This is a genomic window from Exiguobacterium sp. N5, assembly GCF_025842465.1.
In the GTDB taxonomy this organism is placed as follows: domain Bacteria; phylum Bacillota; class Bacilli; order Exiguobacteriales; family Exiguobacteriaceae; genus Exiguobacterium; species Exiguobacterium profundum.
The window spans coordinates 577,751-595,132 of sequence record NZ_JAPAEP010000001.1 but is presented as its reverse complement, the minus strand read 5'-3'; the positions used below and the strand labels follow the sequence as shown (position 1 = coordinate 595,132).

The 17,382-nt window shown below is 47.0% G+C and carries 15 protein-coding genes; 1 reads left to right on the top strand and 14 read right to left on the bottom strand.

What is annotated here, in order from left to right:
* Positions 1-3: 3 nt before the first annotated feature.
* The 6 genes from OKS35_RS03055 to recU all read right to left on the bottom strand — a co-directional run bounded on the left by OKS35_RS03055 (position 4) and on the right by recU (position 7,885).
* Positions 4-549, bottom strand: coding sequence for an SLOG family protein (locus OKS35_RS03055; protein WP_214691016.1), 546 nt, complete (start codon positions 547-549; stop codon positions 4-6).
* Positions 546-1,709 (bottom strand): ribonuclease H-like domain-containing protein, encoded by a 1,164-nt coding sequence (locus OKS35_RS03050; protein WP_264092438.1) that lies wholly within the window; start codon positions 1,707-1,709, stop codon positions 546-548. Before OKS35_RS03050 ends, OKS35_RS03055 begins: the two co-directional genes overlap by 4 nt.
* Positions 1,706-3,955 (bottom strand): DEAD/DEAH box helicase, encoded by a 2,250-nt coding sequence (locus OKS35_RS03045; RefSeq protein WP_264092436.1) that lies wholly within the window; start codon positions 3,953-3,955, stop codon positions 1,706-1,708. The genes OKS35_RS03050 and OKS35_RS03045 overlap by 4 nt, the downstream gene beginning before the upstream one ends.
* A gap of 17 nt (positions 3,956-3,972) precedes the next feature.
* A complete protein-coding gene (locus OKS35_RS03040; RefSeq protein WP_159562151.1) occupies positions 3,973-4,533 on the bottom strand; it encodes a hypothetical protein in 561 nt (186 codons plus the stop codon).
* Positions 4,534-4,613: 80 nt separating this feature from the next.
* Entirely contained in the window at positions 4,614-7,238 is a 2,625-nt protein-coding gene (locus OKS35_RS03035) for a transglycosylase domain-containing protein (RefSeq protein WP_264092435.1), read from the bottom strand.
* Positions 7,239-7,258: 20 nt separating this feature from the next.
* Positions 7,259-7,885 carry a Holliday junction resolvase RecU gene (gene recU, locus OKS35_RS03030; RefSeq protein WP_015881499.1) on the bottom strand — a complete coding sequence of 209 codons (627 nt, stop codon included), beginning with the start codon at positions 7,883-7,885 and terminating at the stop codon, positions 7,259-7,261.
* 356 nt (positions 7,886-8,241) lie between these two features.
* Here recU and OKS35_RS03025 point away from each other — a divergent pair, with 356 nt between their 5' ends.
* Positions 8,242-9,093, top strand: coding sequence for a DUF3800 domain-containing protein (locus OKS35_RS03025; protein ID WP_035387865.1), 852 nt, complete (start codon positions 8,242-8,244; stop codon positions 9,091-9,093).
* A 415-nt stretch (positions 9,094-9,508) separates the two neighbouring features.
* On the opposite strand, the gene nth is transcribed toward OKS35_RS03025, so the two are convergent.
* The 8 genes from nth to panD all read right to left on the bottom strand — a co-directional run bounded on the left by nth (position 9,509) and on the right by panD (position 17,378).
* Entirely contained in the window at positions 9,509-10,168 is a 660-nt protein-coding gene (nth, locus tag OKS35_RS03020) for an endonuclease III (RefSeq protein ID WP_214783055.1), read from the bottom strand.
* Complete coding sequence (locus OKS35_RS03015) at positions 10,168-10,752, bottom strand: DnaD domain-containing protein (protein ID WP_015881496.1); 585 nt, start codon at positions 10,750-10,752, stop codon at positions 10,168-10,170. The genes nth and OKS35_RS03015 overlap by 1 nt, the downstream gene beginning before the upstream one ends.
* A 62-nt stretch (positions 10,753-10,814) precedes the next feature.
* Positions 10,815-12,116 (bottom strand): asparagine--tRNA ligase, encoded by a 1,302-nt coding sequence (gene asnS / locus OKS35_RS03010; protein ID WP_159562147.1) that lies wholly within the window; start codon positions 12,114-12,116, stop codon positions 10,815-10,817.
* Between the two features lie 20 nt (positions 12,117-12,136).
* Positions 12,137-13,324: a pyridoxal phosphate-dependent aminotransferase gene (locus tag OKS35_RS03005; protein WP_264092434.1), complete on the bottom strand. Its 1,188-nt coding sequence runs from the start codon at positions 13,322-13,324 to the stop codon at positions 12,137-12,139.
* Between the two features lie 20 nt (positions 13,325-13,344).
* The gene (locus OKS35_RS03000) at positions 13,345-13,830 is read right to left on the bottom strand and encodes a hypothetical protein (protein WP_264092433.1); all 486 of its coding nucleotides are present in this window, start codon (positions 13,828-13,830) and stop codon (positions 13,345-13,347) included.
* The gene (locus OKS35_RS02995) at positions 13,827-14,012 is read right to left on the bottom strand and encodes a YpmA family protein (RefSeq protein WP_015881492.1); all 186 of its coding nucleotides are present in this window, start codon (positions 14,010-14,012) and stop codon (positions 13,827-13,829) included. Before OKS35_RS02995 ends, OKS35_RS03000 begins: the two co-directional genes overlap by 4 nt.
* Positions 14,013-14,077: 65 nt before the next feature.
* The gene (gene dinG, locus OKS35_RS02990; protein WP_264092432.1) at positions 14,078-16,888 is read right to left on the bottom strand and encodes an ATP-dependent DNA helicase DinG; all 2,811 of its coding nucleotides are present in this window, start codon (positions 16,886-16,888) and stop codon (positions 14,078-14,080) included.
* Positions 16,889-16,994: 106 nt separating this feature from the next.
* Entirely contained in the window at positions 16,995-17,378 is a 384-nt protein-coding gene (gene panD, locus OKS35_RS02985) for an aspartate 1-decarboxylase (RefSeq protein ID WP_015881490.1), read from the bottom strand.
* Positions 17,379-17,382 lie beyond the last annotated feature (4 nt).

Sequence of the window (17,382 nt, the reverse complement as noted above, 5' to 3'; positions counted from 1 at the left end):
ATATCACTCCCATTGTTGTTCCCATTGTTTTTCTTCTTCAATGACTCGTAAATCTTCTTGTGTGATTAGGAAAACTTCCATGTTCGGCTTCCGCCGAGCCCCATCGACTAAAAAGCGGGGACTTCCTTCCGTTTCTTCGTCATACAAGGTGATCAATCCTTCTGCTTTATCTAAAAAGAATGCCGTTTTTGCGCGTAGTTGACTCGGGTCTTCGTATGGACGCTGTGTCAGCGGTTCAAAAAAGTCTGCCTCGAGTTGCAGTTGCACAAATAGTTCTTGTTCGAATGGTTTATAGCGCTCGTCCATATTTAAGAATGGAGGAAACACGGCAATTTTAATCGGATAGGTTTCTCTTAACTCTAACAATACTTGTCCAGCCCACAATTCACAACCATTCGTTCCACTTAATATGAACCATTCAGCACCTAATTCGATGACTTCAAGTATCTTTTTCCGATAAGCTTCTTGAATGATTTCAATTCCTGGATGATCCGCTTTGAAAATGCCGAGTTCATGAGGACGATATCCTGTGACGGCTACTACTTTCATGTTTGCTTCCTTTCTAGGCGAGCTCGTCGATGCTCCAATTCCATTTTCTCACAGTCGATAGTTTGACGTAGCACTGTTCTCTTTTGTTCGAGTAGCTTCATGGCTCGCTCTGTGTAATCAATCGCCAAAGAGATGTCTTTTTGTTTATGCTCTGCATACTTGGCGAGTTCGACATACCCTTCAATCGTATGAAGCGACTCAAATAGCGGAATGGCCTCCTCGAATCGTCCAGCTCGTTTTAATATCATCGCTTGCCGCATGATGGAACGCTTCGATGGACTCGAGAGTTGCTCAAACTCCCTCAGCGCTTGATCTTGTTCGCCAAGGTCATGTAACCAGTGAGCACGTTCCTCTCCAAAATCAGTTACCGGGGTCGTAACGAGTTGACTGAGACGCGTATACAAGGAGACCAGGCTTAAACAGTCCGCATGATGGTGCTCAAGGACCGGCAGCAATATTTCTGGATTCCGCTCTTTGACGTATTGAAAATAGTGCATCGGTGCCAAGAATCCAGGAAGGTCATCCGTTCGTTCATGACCAAAGTATGCTTCGACCGCTTTTAATGATACTGATTCTAGCCTCGGTTTTAACAATCGTCTTGCAGCGTGAAGTAAATCGACATGACCCACTGAAGGTAATTGTTTCACCCGTGATTTGACGAACGTGTGTCTCGTCTTGATTTGAGGCCAATCAAATGACTTCCCGTTATAGGTGACGAATCGTACCTCATCTCCGATGTCTTGCAAGAAATGATAGTAAAAGGCGGTTTCAAACGCCGGATGAGGTAGCACGTATTGAATCATTTCAAGTTGTTCCGCACGAATCCGCGCAAACCCGATTAAAAAAATCGACGTTCCAGACCCACGTAAACCGGTCGTCTCCGTATCCATGAACAGGACTTGGTCGGGGTCTAAGTCGACGGCGAAAAACGGATGCTCGGTTCGAGCCATCATCTGTCCTGCTTCTCCAAACTTGAAGTCATGATACACCTCATCAAGGGGATATGTCTTCCGGATCCGGACGCACCATTCCCCTTCGAACGTCAAGATCTCTCCACCTTGTCCCATCCACTTTTGCTGTTCCACTTCATCAGGGGTCGCAACACTAGCTTTTGGGGCAGGTTCGTTCGTTTTGATTAATCTAGATAGTTTAGCTTTCATATCGTTCCTTTCAATCCTTGCAACTGACGAATGACTTGCTGCTTGAAGTCACCGTATCCAACCATGCCGACACAACGGGGACATCCGCTCTCACACGGACAGTCGGATACCGTCCGTTCTGCCGCTTCAAGCACCATGTCTGCATCTTTAAAGAGCGCCTCGCTGAGCCCGATTCCTCCAGGATAGCGGTCATACAGATAGACGGTCGGCTTACTCGTATGTGTCGACTTCATCTGAATCGTTGTGAATAAATCGAGCGTATCACACATGAGATAGAGTGGTGCAAGCCGTCTCATCAAATCACTGACCGCTTCAAGTTGATCTTCGAGGTCCGCCTCCGAGTAGGCGAATCGCTCATCCAACGTGAACCATGTCGCTGTCGTATGCAGCTCTCGCTCCGGTAGATGAATCGGGCCCGACCCGATGTTCTCATGCGTCCCAAATTTTATTTTCTTGAACAAAGTGGCCATCGCGATGACCGATACCTCACCAAACGTCTTCGCACCATCTATCTTATTCTCTTCAAGCACCTTCAGTTCAACGGCTAAATTCGCATCTGTGTAGTAGTCGACGTCAACTCGGCGAACATACGCTTTCTTCTCCTCAAAATCGAGTTTTTCGACCTGATATTGCTCGGCTCCGTGCAAGTATATCGCTTCATCATGTAACAACGTCATGGCACTGAACGTGTCCATTTCACCGATGACTTGATGTTTTGCCGTCTGATCGACGATGACGACATTTTCTTGATCACTCGTCCGAAGCGAGATGTCATGGGCCGGGAATGAATCCGTCATCCAATAATATCTATCAGCCCGTTCATGCAAGACGTGAGCATCCGTCAAAAACTCTAATATATCTTCCGTATCGACCGTTCCGAATCGCTCTCCTTTTTGAAAAGGCAACTCGAATGCGGCGCATTTGATATGGTCTACTAAAATAATCAAGTTATTCGGGTCAAGCCGGGCCGCTTCCGGTGAACGATCTAAAATCATGTCCGGCTGTTCGACGACGAGTTGGTCGAGTGATGACGAGGATGCGACAAATACAACGAGTGATTCTGAATGGCGCCGTCCGGCCCGGCCAGCCTGCTGCCATAAGGAAGCGACCGTTCCAGGATACCCATTCAGGACACACGCTTGCAGTTGGCCGATATCGACACCGAGCTCCAACGCGTTTGTCGAGACGACCGCCTTGATTTCCCCGTTCCGTAACCGCCGTTCGATTTCTCTACGCTCAGATGGAAGATAGCCGCCACGGTAACCGACAATAGACTTTGGTCCGAGCTCCCGACGCGTTAATTCCTGCAAATAGGTCAATAGCACCTCGACACGTACGCGTGACCGCGCAAATACAATCGTTTGAATGTTCGCTTCCACGAGCCTCGAGGCGATTCGTTTCGTCTCGAGCGTCGCGCTTCGACGAATTCCGAGTGCTTCATTGACGACAGGCGGGTTGTAGAACACAAGATGTTTCTTCCCTTGAGGTGCCCCGTTCCGATCGATTAAAACGACTTCTTCTTCCGTCAATAGCTCGGCAAGTTCAAGCGGGTTTGCAATGGTCGCTGAGGTCATGATCCATTTGGGATGACTGCCATAATAGGCACAGATTCGCTTCAAGCGTCGAAACACGTTCGCCACATGACTACCAAACACGCCACGATACGTATGGAGTTCGTCGACGACGATATATTCTAAGTTCTCAAAAAGACGAATCCATTTCGTATGATGAGGTAAGATGCCGGAATGTAACATATCCGGATTCGTGATGACGATATTCCCCGCATCGCGGACTTTTGTTCGTGCCGCAGGTGATGTGTCTCCATCATACGTGAAGCATCGTAAATTCCCTTCAAGGGCTTCGACCATCTCCATCAAGTCACTGTTTTGATCTTGCGCGAGTGCTTTTGTCGGGTAAAGATAAAGCCCACGGGCTGTAGGTTTTTCAATCATCTTGGATAGAACCGGTAAGTTATAACAAAGTGTTTTTCCTGATGCCGTAGGTGTTACGATGACCGTCGAATGGCCAGCCGCCGTTTGTTTCACAGCCTCGGCTTGATGCGTATACAGCTGTTCAATTCCACGATTCTTAAGTACATTCACCAATTGTTCAGGCACCTGCTCTGGAATTGGGGCATATTGGGCCGGACGTGCATCGACCGTGTGCCAATGACGTACGTGGTTTGAAAAACCAGGATCATCTCTTAATTCTTTTATGATTTCTTCGACAGAGCGAGATTTTCGCATCTAGTCACCTTCTTTCATTACGCATTCGAAGGTGCAAGGTCCGCTACGACTTGTCGGATTTGATGAATCCGTTCATCTCGTACCACTCTCGATACAGCGGGCATCTGAAAGATGGCCATGTCTTTAAATGTAGCAGCGACATGCTCATTTTCTTCTTCGAGACGGAAGAGCGCATCTGAAAACAGACGTTGCGTCGACCGTCCGAACAAGACGATGGTATGTAGTTTCGTACATTTCGAATGAACCGCTAAAAGATGTTTGACGTAGCGTTGCACCGTTTTATAATAATCTTCGTTTGTTGAGATGAGTTGACGGTTGCCACGAAGAAGTTCTGGATAATAGGATTCTTCGCCCGTGAACATGGTCTCGACTCCGATTCGTTTCAAGTAAGCATGTCCGATTGCTTCGGCGACGGTTTGGTCCTGGATGAGACGCCCAAACGGTATGGACTCTTTTAAGAGCACATGTGAAAGCTTTAACCCGAGATGTCCACCGAGAGGCACGCCGAAATCATCGTCTTGCAGTCGATCCATGACAAGTAATACTTTCATCTTGCGTTTTAAAGAGAGTTGAACCATGTGTCACCATCCTGTTCCCTTTCTTTTCATTATAACAAAGTCAAACGAAAAACAGGGCGCACAATGTCGCCCTGCTCTCCTTAGTTATTCCCATTGTTTGAATTATTGTTTCCACGATTCGTGTCTGACGATTCACCATTGGATTGTCCCTCTAACGGAGTTCCTGAATCATCTCCGTCAGTTGGTTCGTCTGTACCTTCGCCAGAACCTTCATCCGTAGCCGGTTCATCAGGAGTTTGTTCGTCGGTGGTATCTTCGCCGTTTCCGTCTCCGTTACCATTCCCGTTTCCGTTATCATTCCCGTTCCCGTTATTTTCGTCTGATGGTTCATCTTCGGAATTCCCCTCATCAGTAGGGTTTTCCTCTTCTTCCGTCGGTTCCTCTTTCGGTTCAATCGAATAGCTCGCTTGTGCCGGTGCCGATTGCTGTTCTCCCGTCAACGGGTTCGACGCATTTGCGACAATAGTAAACGTTGTGTCTCCTTCGGCCAAGTTTGCAATATTCACACTCGTCTCCCCGGTCGTTCCGACGACTTGCTCACTTCCATCGGCTGACTTTTGTGTCACCGTGAACGTGATATCCGTATAACCATCGGCTTGTGCACCATCGAAATCGTATGACCATGAGACAGAACCGGTTTGACCTTCTTCATCGTAGTTAACACTTGCCCCAGTCGGAGCAACCAACTTCTCAGGTTGAAGATCTTTTGGTTTTGTTCCTTTTACATAAAGCTCATTACCAAGTGACAAGACTGAGTCTGGACGTTGGAATCGATCCGGTTGTCCCGTCGCATTCGTCACTTGTTGCATCATATATTCGAAATAGTATTGGGCATAGTCAGGATCGAACGAAGCGACTGTCGAATCTTTCGTTTTTCCTGTCCATACTGAGATTGAGTAATCCGTAGAATAACCAGTAAACCATTTATCTTTCGGATTTGTAGAGTTAGGCTCGTTCGTCGTACCCGTTTTACCTGCTACGTCCCATGGGAATGCGCCAGGTACATAAGTTCCACCTTCAGCACTCACAACATCACGAAGCATGTCTGTCAACATATACGCTGTATAATCTTCCATCGCTTGCTTGGCTTTAATCGGTGAATTAATACTTGAACCATCATTGAATTCAATTTTTTGAATCAAGTGCGGTTTTGTATACATCCCATTCGCACCAAGTGTTGCATAAGCTGCAGCCATCTGTGTCGTGCTCGCTTCTGCCGTACCTAAAGCATTAGATTCGTTGAGTTCATCGCCAGAATATGAAGGTTCGATTCCTACATTTTTAACGAACGATTCGATTGCTTCTTGTCCATACTCATCCCGCACTTCTTGGAAAGCACGAACTGCTGGCGTGTTCGCTGAAATTTTCAAGTATTGGCGCATCGTATTTGGTCCACGGAAACCTGAATAATAGTTATTCGGACTATATGTGCCATCTAATTTAGCGTCAAGCAACACTTTACCTGTCGACCACTGCCCATTTTCAATTCCAGGACCATAATCGAAAAATGGTTTAGCTGTCGATCCGATTTGATACTTCTCATTTGAGTAGTCACGATATGTGGTATCACCTTGCTTCGCCTGTTGACTGTCTACGATAGCGACAATTTCACCGGTCTTTGTATTCAAGACGGTTGCACCCATTCGTAAATCTTCAGGGAAACTACTTGTTTGTAAATTAACATTATTCGATTTAATATCACTGTTGAGTTTTGTGTGTAACTCTTTGTTGATTGACGTATAAACTTTCAAACCAGTCCCGTAAATATCTGACTGTTCAAGACCATAGTCCTCTTCTAACTCATTCAATACACGAGAGTAAATCGCACGTGTGAACGCTTCTTCTTCCGTCTCTTCACCTGGTGAGATGACGTCAGCAATGGCAACATCGAGTGCCTCATTGTATTGTTCCTCAGAAATATGTCCGTCACGTTTCATTGCAGACAAGACTTGCTCTTGACGGTAGCGAGTCAACTCCTGATCACCATTGATTGGATCGTAGGCACTTGGACGTTGCGGGAGACCTGCGAGAATCGCGGCCTCTTGATAATTGACCTCAGAGACCGGCTTATTGAAGTAACGTTTCGATGCGGTTTGCACACCGTATCCGCCACTACCGTAATAGTTTTTGTTCAAGTACATCTCTAAAATCTGTTCTTTCGTATACTCACGCTCGAGTTTGAGTGCGAGCCATTGTTCTTGAAGCTTACGTTTCAACTTCTTATCTGTCGAAAGGAACGACTGCTTGACCAATTGTTGAGTGATGGTCGATCCACCTTCTGCACCGAAACCCTCTGTCAAGTTGGCAACGACGGCTCCACCGATTCGACGTAAGTCAATCCCGTTATGCTCATAGAAACGACGGTCTTCAATGGACACGACCGCTTGTTGCATCACTTCAGAGATGTCGTCGATGGAGACATACTCTCGAATCTGACCCGCCCCTTCGAGCGGTTCTCCTTCAGCCGAAAGCAACTGAATCGGATACGTATCGACAAGTTTGTCTTCATCTAGTTCTGGCGCCGTCGCAATGGCATATACCGTATATGCGCCGAATGCGATTACCGCAGCAATAAATAACATGAAACCTAATAAAAAGATGCGTTTCCACATCGGTTTCTTACTTTTCGTCTTTGGTTGTTTCCCAGTTTTTTTGCGTTTATTCGTCGTCGAATCTTGTCGACGTGCGACCCTACTTCGCTCCATTCATGGTTCACTCCTTCTATTCAATCGAGCCATTGATCGAGCACCGTCAAATAATCAATCGACGGCAAGGCTCTCGTCGGAACTTCAATCGCTTCCTTTTCGATAAAGCTGAGCGGAATCGATTTGCGCCCCGTTAACCGTTGTTCCCACCACTGAACAAGTTGCTCGGTGGTCAATACATATTGCGTATTATAGCGACTAAAGCGGATGATGACAAAACAAATCCCTCCATGACGTTCACACTCACGCATGTGGGCGATTTGGTGGTCATGAAAATTGCCGAGCGGAAACGATGTCTTATTATTCGTTTCTTTCGCTTCAAAGTCAATGTACCTACCACGATAAACACCGTTGTAATCGGTCGTAGATGCCTGTTTGAAATAGGCTTCCGTTACTTTGGCGGCACTTCGCTTTGGATAGTCGACTTTGACGATTTGGAGAGGGGTTGGTTTTTTGTGGATGACGGCTCGTTGATGAATCCGATAAAACTCATTCGTTTCATTTAACAGCGTCTCCAAGTTCATTCCGCGATTCGCATAGGTTTGAGAATTCGATGATTGCTTCGAAATTCCTTCCCCCTTTGTTGTCTTTGTCACGTTTGCCTTTTTACCGTTTGGATAATGGAACAATGTCGTCACCCCATACATACATATTAACAGGTCGGTCCACTCGTTCCTTCCGTCTCAGGTCTGATTGTCGACTTCTGTCGGTCGACACTTGTGTGGAATTACCGCAACACATATCGTACCAAACTCCCGTATGTTAAACTAGTATGTAAGCGATTGTGTATCCAAATTGAAAAGCTCTCGTTATGTATGATTCGATTGCTTTTCTATGATAATAGCACTTCTACTGTTTATCCAAGATGACACACCGATAAACCTCATTGATGTCATTCTAAAAAAAATGTGCAATATCTGTGCAATAGATTGACCAAATTATCATTTGGAAATAAAATAGGGTGCTTAAAGACGTTACTGTTAAGCCGTTTTGGAGGGATTGGATGGAAAGTGGAAAGAAGTATGTCATGTTCGTCGACGAAACAGGCACACCGAAGGGAAATACGCAATTTAACTTGACTGGCGTGCTGATGGAATATAAGTATTCAATCGATGCAGACGAGACTGGATTACCGTGTGAATTGAAACGACGTCTTCAGGCGTTCAAACGAGATGTGTTCAAAACGGAGCATATCCCACTTCATTTAAAAGAAATTTTAAAAGCGGAACATCCTTACGGAAAAGAAGATGGGATCACGATTGATATGTTGCGCGACTTTTGGGATAAACTCCCTGAATTTTTGCGAGGAATCGACTGTACAATCGTCAGTGTCGAGGTCGATAAACAAAAGCTTCATGACTTTTATTCGACGCCAAAAGATCCGTATGTCGTCGCATTCGCTCACCTGATGAAGTCATTCTATGCGTTTTTAGAAGAAACAGAGGCAGTAAGTGCCCGTGTCGTCCTGGAATCCCGAGACGATTATCAGAACTTACTGATTCAAAAAGCATTCTTTGATATTTTCAACTCAGGTACCGTTCATTTAGACGTCGAAAAGAGCCGTCAAAAAATTAAAGGCTTCATCTTCTCTGAGAAGCAGAACACGATGTATCAATCTGGCTTAGAAATCGCTGACCTCGTCTGTCTGCCACTTTCTCGCGTTCGTCGTGGCGTGATTGAAGTGAAACCACGGTTCGTCCATTATGGGGACGAGAACCGAATCTTTAAAGCCATTAAGGACAAAATTTACATCCGTAAAGAAAGTCCGGACCAAGATTTCCGAAACTGGGGCTTCAAAAAAGTGCCAATCACGAAAAAACGTCGCGAATGGAGCGACCATCCTTGGAATCATTAAGCAAAAACGCATCGACACCTTTCGTGTCGATGCGTCAGGGGAAAGGGAAGGTAAACGCCGAGCCCGCCCGCCATCAATCCCGAGATCATCCGCCCCGGCCCGCCGTTCAACATCCGTTCCGTTCGTCAGACCGTGAAGGATGAATCGTGTCGACTTGTTGATCATCTGATCCGCCCCTGTGTGTTCTTCTCACACCATTATATGGAATGAAGGACAAAAGGTGACCAAGAACGGGCAGGCGAGACTCCTGAGGGAATAGCAAGCAAAGGGAGACCCAGCAGTGACGCAGTCGCGATGCGGCTCCCTGCTTGCCCCTAGGAAAGCGAGCCGTGTCCGGGTTGGGCATATAAAAGACATTAGACCTATACTTTGTCTACAGTCTGACGCATCGACACATTGCGTGTCGATGCGTTTTTTATGTGGTGACTTTCTGTGACTTCATTCGTTTCTTTCCTTCACGGCACATATGCAACAGTGGGCATGCCTCACAGCCTGGGCGTTGTGCCTTGCAATGATATCGTCCGAAGAAGATGAATTGATGATGAAGTTGTGACCATTCCTCGCGTGGAAACTTTTTCATTAATGTATCCTCGACTTGTCGAACATTGTCTTTCCAGCGACAAATACCGAGACGCTTGGATACTCGTTCCACATGTGTGTCAACCGCAAACGCCGGTTCATGGAATGCAACAGAAAGGACGACGTTTGCTGTTTTACGACCGACTCCGGGGAGCGCCTCTAACGATGCTCGGTCAGAAGGGACAATCCCCCCATGCTCGTTCACAATTTTTTCTGAGAGTGCTTTTACATTCTTCGCTTTGTTACGGTACAGACCAATCCGTTTAATCAATGCCTCAATCTCAGACACGTCAGCCGCAGCCATCGCCTCGACAGACGGAAACGCTTCAAACAATCCTGGTGTCACCTTGTTGACGAGCGCATCCGTCGCTTGTGCGGAGAGCGCGACCGCGACGACCAATTCAAAGGGATTTTGATGCGTCAACTCGCAATGAGCGTCTGGGAACATCTGCTTCATCGTATCTGACACTTCCTGTAATTGTGCTCGCGTCAACATCACTTATTCCTCCGTTGATATTCCACGACATCCTCGAGCGATTCGACATGATGGTCTTGCCAAACGCGCAGGATTTTGTCCATGTATTTGAAGTTTCGCACGTTTCGAAGTTTCGCTTCACGAAGTGCGGCCATGATGAGTTCTTCGCTGAAGCCATCTTCCGTCATCCAGCCGACAATTTGTTCAATCTCGAACGGGGTGATCGTTCCAAATTCCCTCTCAAACGTATGAATGATATTCTCATTCAGTGTCTGCTGTGGCGCAACTTTCTCTTCCCCTTGTAACGCTTCGAAAAGTGGCAATAGGCTATATCGCTCGCCATCACTTGAAGCGTCAATCGCGATCAACTCTTTTTGCAACAGACCAAGTAGCACTGAGCGCGCCTCATTCTCTGAAACATTCAATCGTTTCCCTAGCTCACTCGGGAGCGGCATGACGATGCCTTCTCCAGTCATTTCTAGAAGATGGACGATCAGACTGAACTCGACGGGTGACAAATCGAGGCGTCTCGCATCGGTGAACAGCTTTCGTGGAATGACGACCGGACTTTGCTCGAATAATTGAATCAATTGATGTGCATCCATGTCGCACTTCCTTTCTAAGACACATTAATCGGGGAGGACATGGTGTCTTCCCCGATTAATCGTTAAGGGTGAATTCGGTTTAAAAGACGTGGGAACGGAATCGCTTCACGGATGTGCTCGATTCCACTGATCCATGCGACCGTACGCTCGAGACCAAGTCCGAAACCAGAGTGTGGGACCGAACCGTATTGACGAAGTTCAAGGTACCAATCATACGCATCCGTTTCGTCGAGACCTTCCTTGATGATCTCTTCTTTTAAACGATCGTAGTCGTCCTCACGTTGAGATCCCCCGATGATTTCACCATATCCTTCTGGTGCAATCAAGTCCGCACACAGAACAAGTTCTGGATTCTCAGGGTCTACTTTCATGTAGAACGGTTTGATTTCTTTTGGCCAATGCGTGATGAATACCGGCTGATCATGTGCGTTGGCAATCGCCGTCTCGTGCGGTGCACCGAAATCATCACCGTATTCGATGTCGTCGAATCCTTCTGCCTTCAAGAACTTGATGGCATCTTCGTAACGAACACGAGGGAACGGCGCTTGTACTTGTGCCAATTTCTCAAGGTCACGTCCAAGCAGTTCCAGTTCATTTTTACAGTTCGCAAGTGCTGCCTGTGCAATGTATGAGACGTATTGCTCTTGAATCTCAAGGTTCATGTCATGATCGACGAATGCCATCTCCGGCTCAATCATCCAGAACTCAATCAAGTGGCGACGTGTTTTTGATTTCTCCGCACGGAACGTTGGACCGAACGAGAATACTTTTCCGAGGGCCATCGCCGCTGCTTCCATATACAATTGACCCGTCTGAGAAAGGTAGGCTGATTGACCGAAATAATCTGTTTCGAACAATTCTGTCGTCCCTTCCGGAGCACTGCTCGTAAGGATTGGCGGATCGATTTTGACAAATCCTTCTTTGTTGAAGAATTCATATGTCGCACGAATGATTTCGTTACGAACTTTCATAATCGCGTGTTGGCGACGTGAACGGAGCCATAAGTGACGGTTGTCCATCAAGAATTCCGTTCCGTGTTCTTTCGGTGTGATTGGATAATCAATCGATTCCGCAATCACTTCTAAATCTGTCACTTCCAATTCAAATCCGAGTGGTGTACGTCCGCCATCAGATTTGACATTCCCTGTGACCCAAACCGAAGTTTCTTGAGTAATCCCTTTGGCTAACGTAAATAACTCTTCCGCCACGTCAGCTTTTACAACGACTGCTTGAGCAAAACCGCTTCCATCACGTAATTGAAGGAAAGCAATCTTACCACTTGAACGTTTATTGGCAATCCAGGCCCCTACACGGACCGATTGGCCTTCATAATCTTTAAATTGGTTAATCGAAATAGTTGTCATATTCTTTTCCATCCTTTCGCTTATCGAGCGTGCTTCGTAACGAATTCTTCTACTCGATCGAGCGCTTCTAATACGCGTTTTAATTCAGTTGCATAGGATAATCGTACGTAATCGTCTTGTCCGAAGCCCGAACCAGGCACAAGTGCCACGTTTGCTTCTTCAAGAACAGCTTCACACCAAGCATCGACGGTGTCATAGCCACTTTCTGTGGCCGCGACCTTCGCATTGGCATATAAGTAAAATGCACCTTGTGGCTTCAAACAAGTGATGCCAGGGATTTTGACGAGACGGTCGTAGACGATTTCAAGTCGTTCCTCGAACGATTGACGCATCATTTCCACATCTTCTTGTGGTCCATTGTACGCTTCTACCGCAGCCGCTTGTGCGACAGATGTCGGGTTTGATGTCGAGTGTGAGGCCAAGTTCGTCATCGCGCCGATGATTTTTGCATCACCAACGGCATACCCGATTCGCCAACCTGTCATCGCGTGAGATTTCGATACCCCATTGATGATGATTGTCCGCTCACGCATATTCGGAAGGGTCGCAATCGATACGAACGACGCATCACCGTAAATCAATTTTTCATAAATTTCATCGCTAACGACGAGAAGATTATGGCGAAGAATGACATCGGCGAGTGCCTGTAGCTCCTCTTTCGTATAAATCATTCCCGTCGGATTAGATGGGCTGTTCAAAATGACGGCCTTTGTACGAGCTGTAATCGCATTCTCGAGTTGCGTTGGCGTCAATTTAAATGACGTCTCTTCATTCGTGTCGACCAAGACGGGTTCTCCGTCCGCCAATTTGATTTGTTCCGGGTAACTGACCCAGTATGGGGCTGGGACAATCACTTCGTCCCCTTCATCTAAAATAGCTTGGAACAGAGCGTATAGGGCATGTTTCGCACCTGAAGCCACCATTACCTCGTTGCGTTCGAACGACAATCCACTATCGCGTTTCGTCTTTTCAATGATGGCATCTTTCAACGCGACTGTCCCGCCAGATGGCGTGTATTTTGTGTCTCCATCTCGAGCGGCTTGACAAGCAGCGTCGATGATTCGTTCTGGTGTGTTGAAATCAGGTTCACCCGCGCCGAGACCAATGACATCTTTGCCTGAAGCTTTCAGTGCCTTCGCCTTAGCTGTAATCGCTAAGGTAGTCGATGGTGTGAGTTGTTTTACACGTTTCGCTAATAGATGTTCCATCATAATCCCCCTCTAATTCATTACATTTGATCGGTCAATTGGACCCGTCGAATAAATTCTCCGGTCTGAAGCGTATAGTACGAATACGTATAAGACGCATCCGCTTTCGTGACCACTTCGATGAGTGCCCGTTCGTCAAAACCAACCTTACAGCTGACCAGTTGTCCGCCTGTCTCCTCAACCGACTTCGAACAGACGTCAGTAGCGTCCACTTCACCGATTTCTCGTTGCTCGATCTCTAGCTTTTTATCCAATGGGACAAACCAAATGGACTTCCCGTCTACTTCTGGGAAGACGACATATGCCTCTGTCCCATTGAACAGTTCTCCCTGACCCACTCTCGCGTCTGGAAATTCTTCAGTCAATCGTGCCATCGCCGTTTCGACGAGCTTTTCTTTTTGATTCTCTGTATGACCGATGGTGAATCGATACATCACGCTAAAGACAAGGACGACACCAATCAGTGCCGCCAGTAATGAGACGATCCATTTTGCCTTTCTGGTCATTCTGTACGATAGATGGTGAAGACCATCTCTTCCTTCTTCGGATCATTCACTTTCTTCTCAAGTGACAAACCGAACATTAAATCCTGACTCTTTAAGGTCCGATTCAATAAGTCGACAATTTTGTAGACGTCCGCAGTCGGTTCGATGCGCACGCTCGCCAGTGTCTCAATATTCGAGTTCATATTGACTCCTCCTCTAAAAACACTATACGTATCATTATAAAACGATAATATCGTGATGCCTAGCGTTATCTGTCATTTCGTGCCACAGACTTTTCCTTCTCGTCTAAGAACAACTCTAACTCGGATAACGACGTTTCAAGCGTACCTTCAATCCGGTCAACTTTAGGCAAGCTGTTGATGAACTGTTTGCCGTAACGTGTCGTCTCCACACGACGGTCGAATACGAAGACGGCACCATAATCCCCTTTCGATCGAATCAATCGACCGACACCTTGTTTGAAGCGAATAACCGCTTGGGGCAGGGATAACTCAAAGAATGGTGACTTACCCGTCGCTTCAATTTTCTCAGAACGTGCTTGCATGATCGGCTGATCGGGCGGTGCAAACGGAAGCCTTACGATGACAAGGCATGTCAACGCCTCCCCTGGAATATCGACACCTTCCCAAAAGCTTGCTGTCCCAAAGAGAATCGACTGTTCCATCCGTTTGAACTGTTTCGTCAAGCGGCTACGAGAGCCGCCGCTCACACCCTGTGCGAGAAGTGTATAAGACGGGTCAAGATGGTCTTTGACTTGTTCGTAAGTGAGGCGAAGCAATTCGTTCGATGTGAACAAGACGAGCATCCTCCCTTTCGTCACGTTCGCAATTTGGACAATCGACTGGGCCGTCTGGTCGACGAACTGAGGAAGCGGCACTTCATTGATCAATGGGAAGTCCGACGGTACAAACAGTTTGGCCTGGTCTTTGAAGTTGAATGGTGACGGTAATACGACTCTTCGGACCGGTTCTCCTTCTAATCCGAGGCGTCGTTCCATAAAGCTGAACTTCCCTGAGACCGTCATCGTCGCCGATGTTAAAATCGTTGGTCGCTTCTTAAACAGACGTTCGTGTAACAACGGTCCGATTTCGACGGGCTGCGTGTATACCGAGGTCAATTTCCGATTCCCTAAATTCAGTTCGACCCAGCTGACCGCATCATCGTCGCGCGTCAACATCGTCTCATAGATGACACTCTCGAGTTCACGCACGTCTCCAATCAACGTTTTTAAGTCACCAAGAAGTGCGCGTTGTTTGAATGTCATATGTTCTTTACGCTCATCGAGCAGTCGATGGAGGTGTCGGAGTGACGTCCGCAACGTCCGCAGTTTGTCCTCGAGTCGATTGGCCACTTCTCGAATTGGTCTAAACGTTGCACCTTCCCGCTCGAAACGAACCGTTTGTCGAGGTTCTTTTTTCTTACCTAACGATTGAAGGGACGTCAGAAGGTCTTCGAGTTCTTCCTCGACCCTTGCAAGAGCCGAATCAATTTGTTGACTGAATGCCTCCGCTTCTTCGGTTACGGATGTCAAATCGGCTAGCTGAATGATGCGAGAATGGAATTTGCCATCTGCTCCGTAGCCGAACCATTTGAAGAGGCGGTCAAATTGAATCGCATCAAATGTCACACCGAAATGATGAGAGGCCACTTCCTCGACTTGATGAGCCTCGTCTAATACGAGAGGTGTGTCCGTCGGTAAAATGCCTGCCTGATGCTGTAAATCCGAGAACAGTAAAGCATGATTGGTCACAATCAGGTCCGCTTCTTTCGAGCGCAACACGGCTTTCGTGAAAAAGTCACGGCTATACCATGGGTCGAATCGACCAAAATCATTAGAAGCATCTGCTTGAATCAAACGCTTGAACGAAGCAGGACCTTGTGTCGCAGATCCCGGGAATGAGAGTTCCTCTAAATCTCCGGTCTCGGTTTCTGTGAGCCAGACGAGTACCATCGCTTTACACATCGATGCCAAAAGACCGTCATTTGATTCGTCGAGCACCATCTCGAACTTACGCAAATCGATATAATTGCGTCTCCCTTTCAACAACGTGAATTCGATCTCAGGAAAAATCTGACGAAGAACAGGTAAGTCTCGATTTAACAACTGTTCTTGCAATTGAATGGTATGCGTACTAATGACGACCGGGCGTTTCGTCTCGAGGGCATGGTGGGCACTCGGAATCAAGTACGCAAGCGTCTTACCCGTTCCCGTACCCGCCTCGACTAATAATGTTTCCTCATCGTCTAACGCTTTATAGACGTGACGCATCATTTCGAATTGACTCTGTCTCGGTTCAAACTGCTCAAACAGTGAAGGGAGTGTCTCTTCGATCGTCCGCAAAAGGAACGGCTCGAATGGTTCACGTTCTGTCGTCGGGACGAAGGCATCCACCGGTCGCCTTAACGCAATTTTGCGGTGGATATCAAAACGTGTTTCGTCGTCTGGACGGATCCCGACCTCAAGGATCATCTCATCGAGTAACGGTTCGATATGACTCGTCCATGACTCAGATAACTCTCGAAGTCGTTTCAGCGTCACCATCGGTAAATCGCGTAAACGGTCGAGCATCCGGATGAAGAGCTCGGCTGTCGCCTCTGCGTCACTGAGTGCCCGATGTGCGTCTGTATGTACGAGGTCAAACGTATCCGATAGCGCTTCTAACGCATGGCTCTCTAAAGTCGGATACAAGATGCGGGCCAATTCGACAGTATCAATGGCTCTCCCTTGAAACGCAAGATAACCCGCTTGTTCAAGACTCTCATTTAAAAAAGTTAAATCAAATGCGACGTTATGCGCGACAAACACCCGTCCATCTAGCATTTTCCAAATGTCGGGAATCACATCTTCAAATGTAGGTGCATCACTTACATCTTCGTCACTAATCGTTGTCAATTGCGTAATAAAAGGTGGGATTGGTCGACTCGGTCGAATCAAGGTGCTGTAGCGCTCTATCACTTCACCCTCTTGTACGACGACCGCCGCAAACTCAATCAATTCATCTCCGGACTTAACGGAATGACCCGTAGTCTCTAAATCCACAATCACATACGTGTCCATAACATCCATCCCATCTTTGGCACGCTCGTGCTTTCTGTCTGTCTCATCTTACCATAGAACGAATAACGAAAAAACGGGGATGCCTCTGCCGACACCCCCGAATCCTTTACAAAATTGTATGAGCAATCTCTTCGTAAAGAAGTTGATCGACCTCATTTTGTTCGTTCAACACAGCTACTTTCGGACGATGCGTTTTTGCCTCTTCCGCTGTCATTTGACCGTAAGCCATGATGATGACAACATCACCGACCTGGAAATGACGTGCTGCCGCTCCGTTCAAACAAATCACGCCTGAACCGCGTTCCCCTTTGATGACATACGTTTCGATGCGAGCACCATTATGGTTGTTCGTAATGTGTACATGTTCATTCTCCATGATACCGACCGCATCCATCAAATCCTCATCGATTGTAATTGAACCGACGTAGTGTAAGTTTGCTTCTGTCACTGTTGCTTTATGAAGCTTTGCGTGCATAAATGTACGAATCATTGGA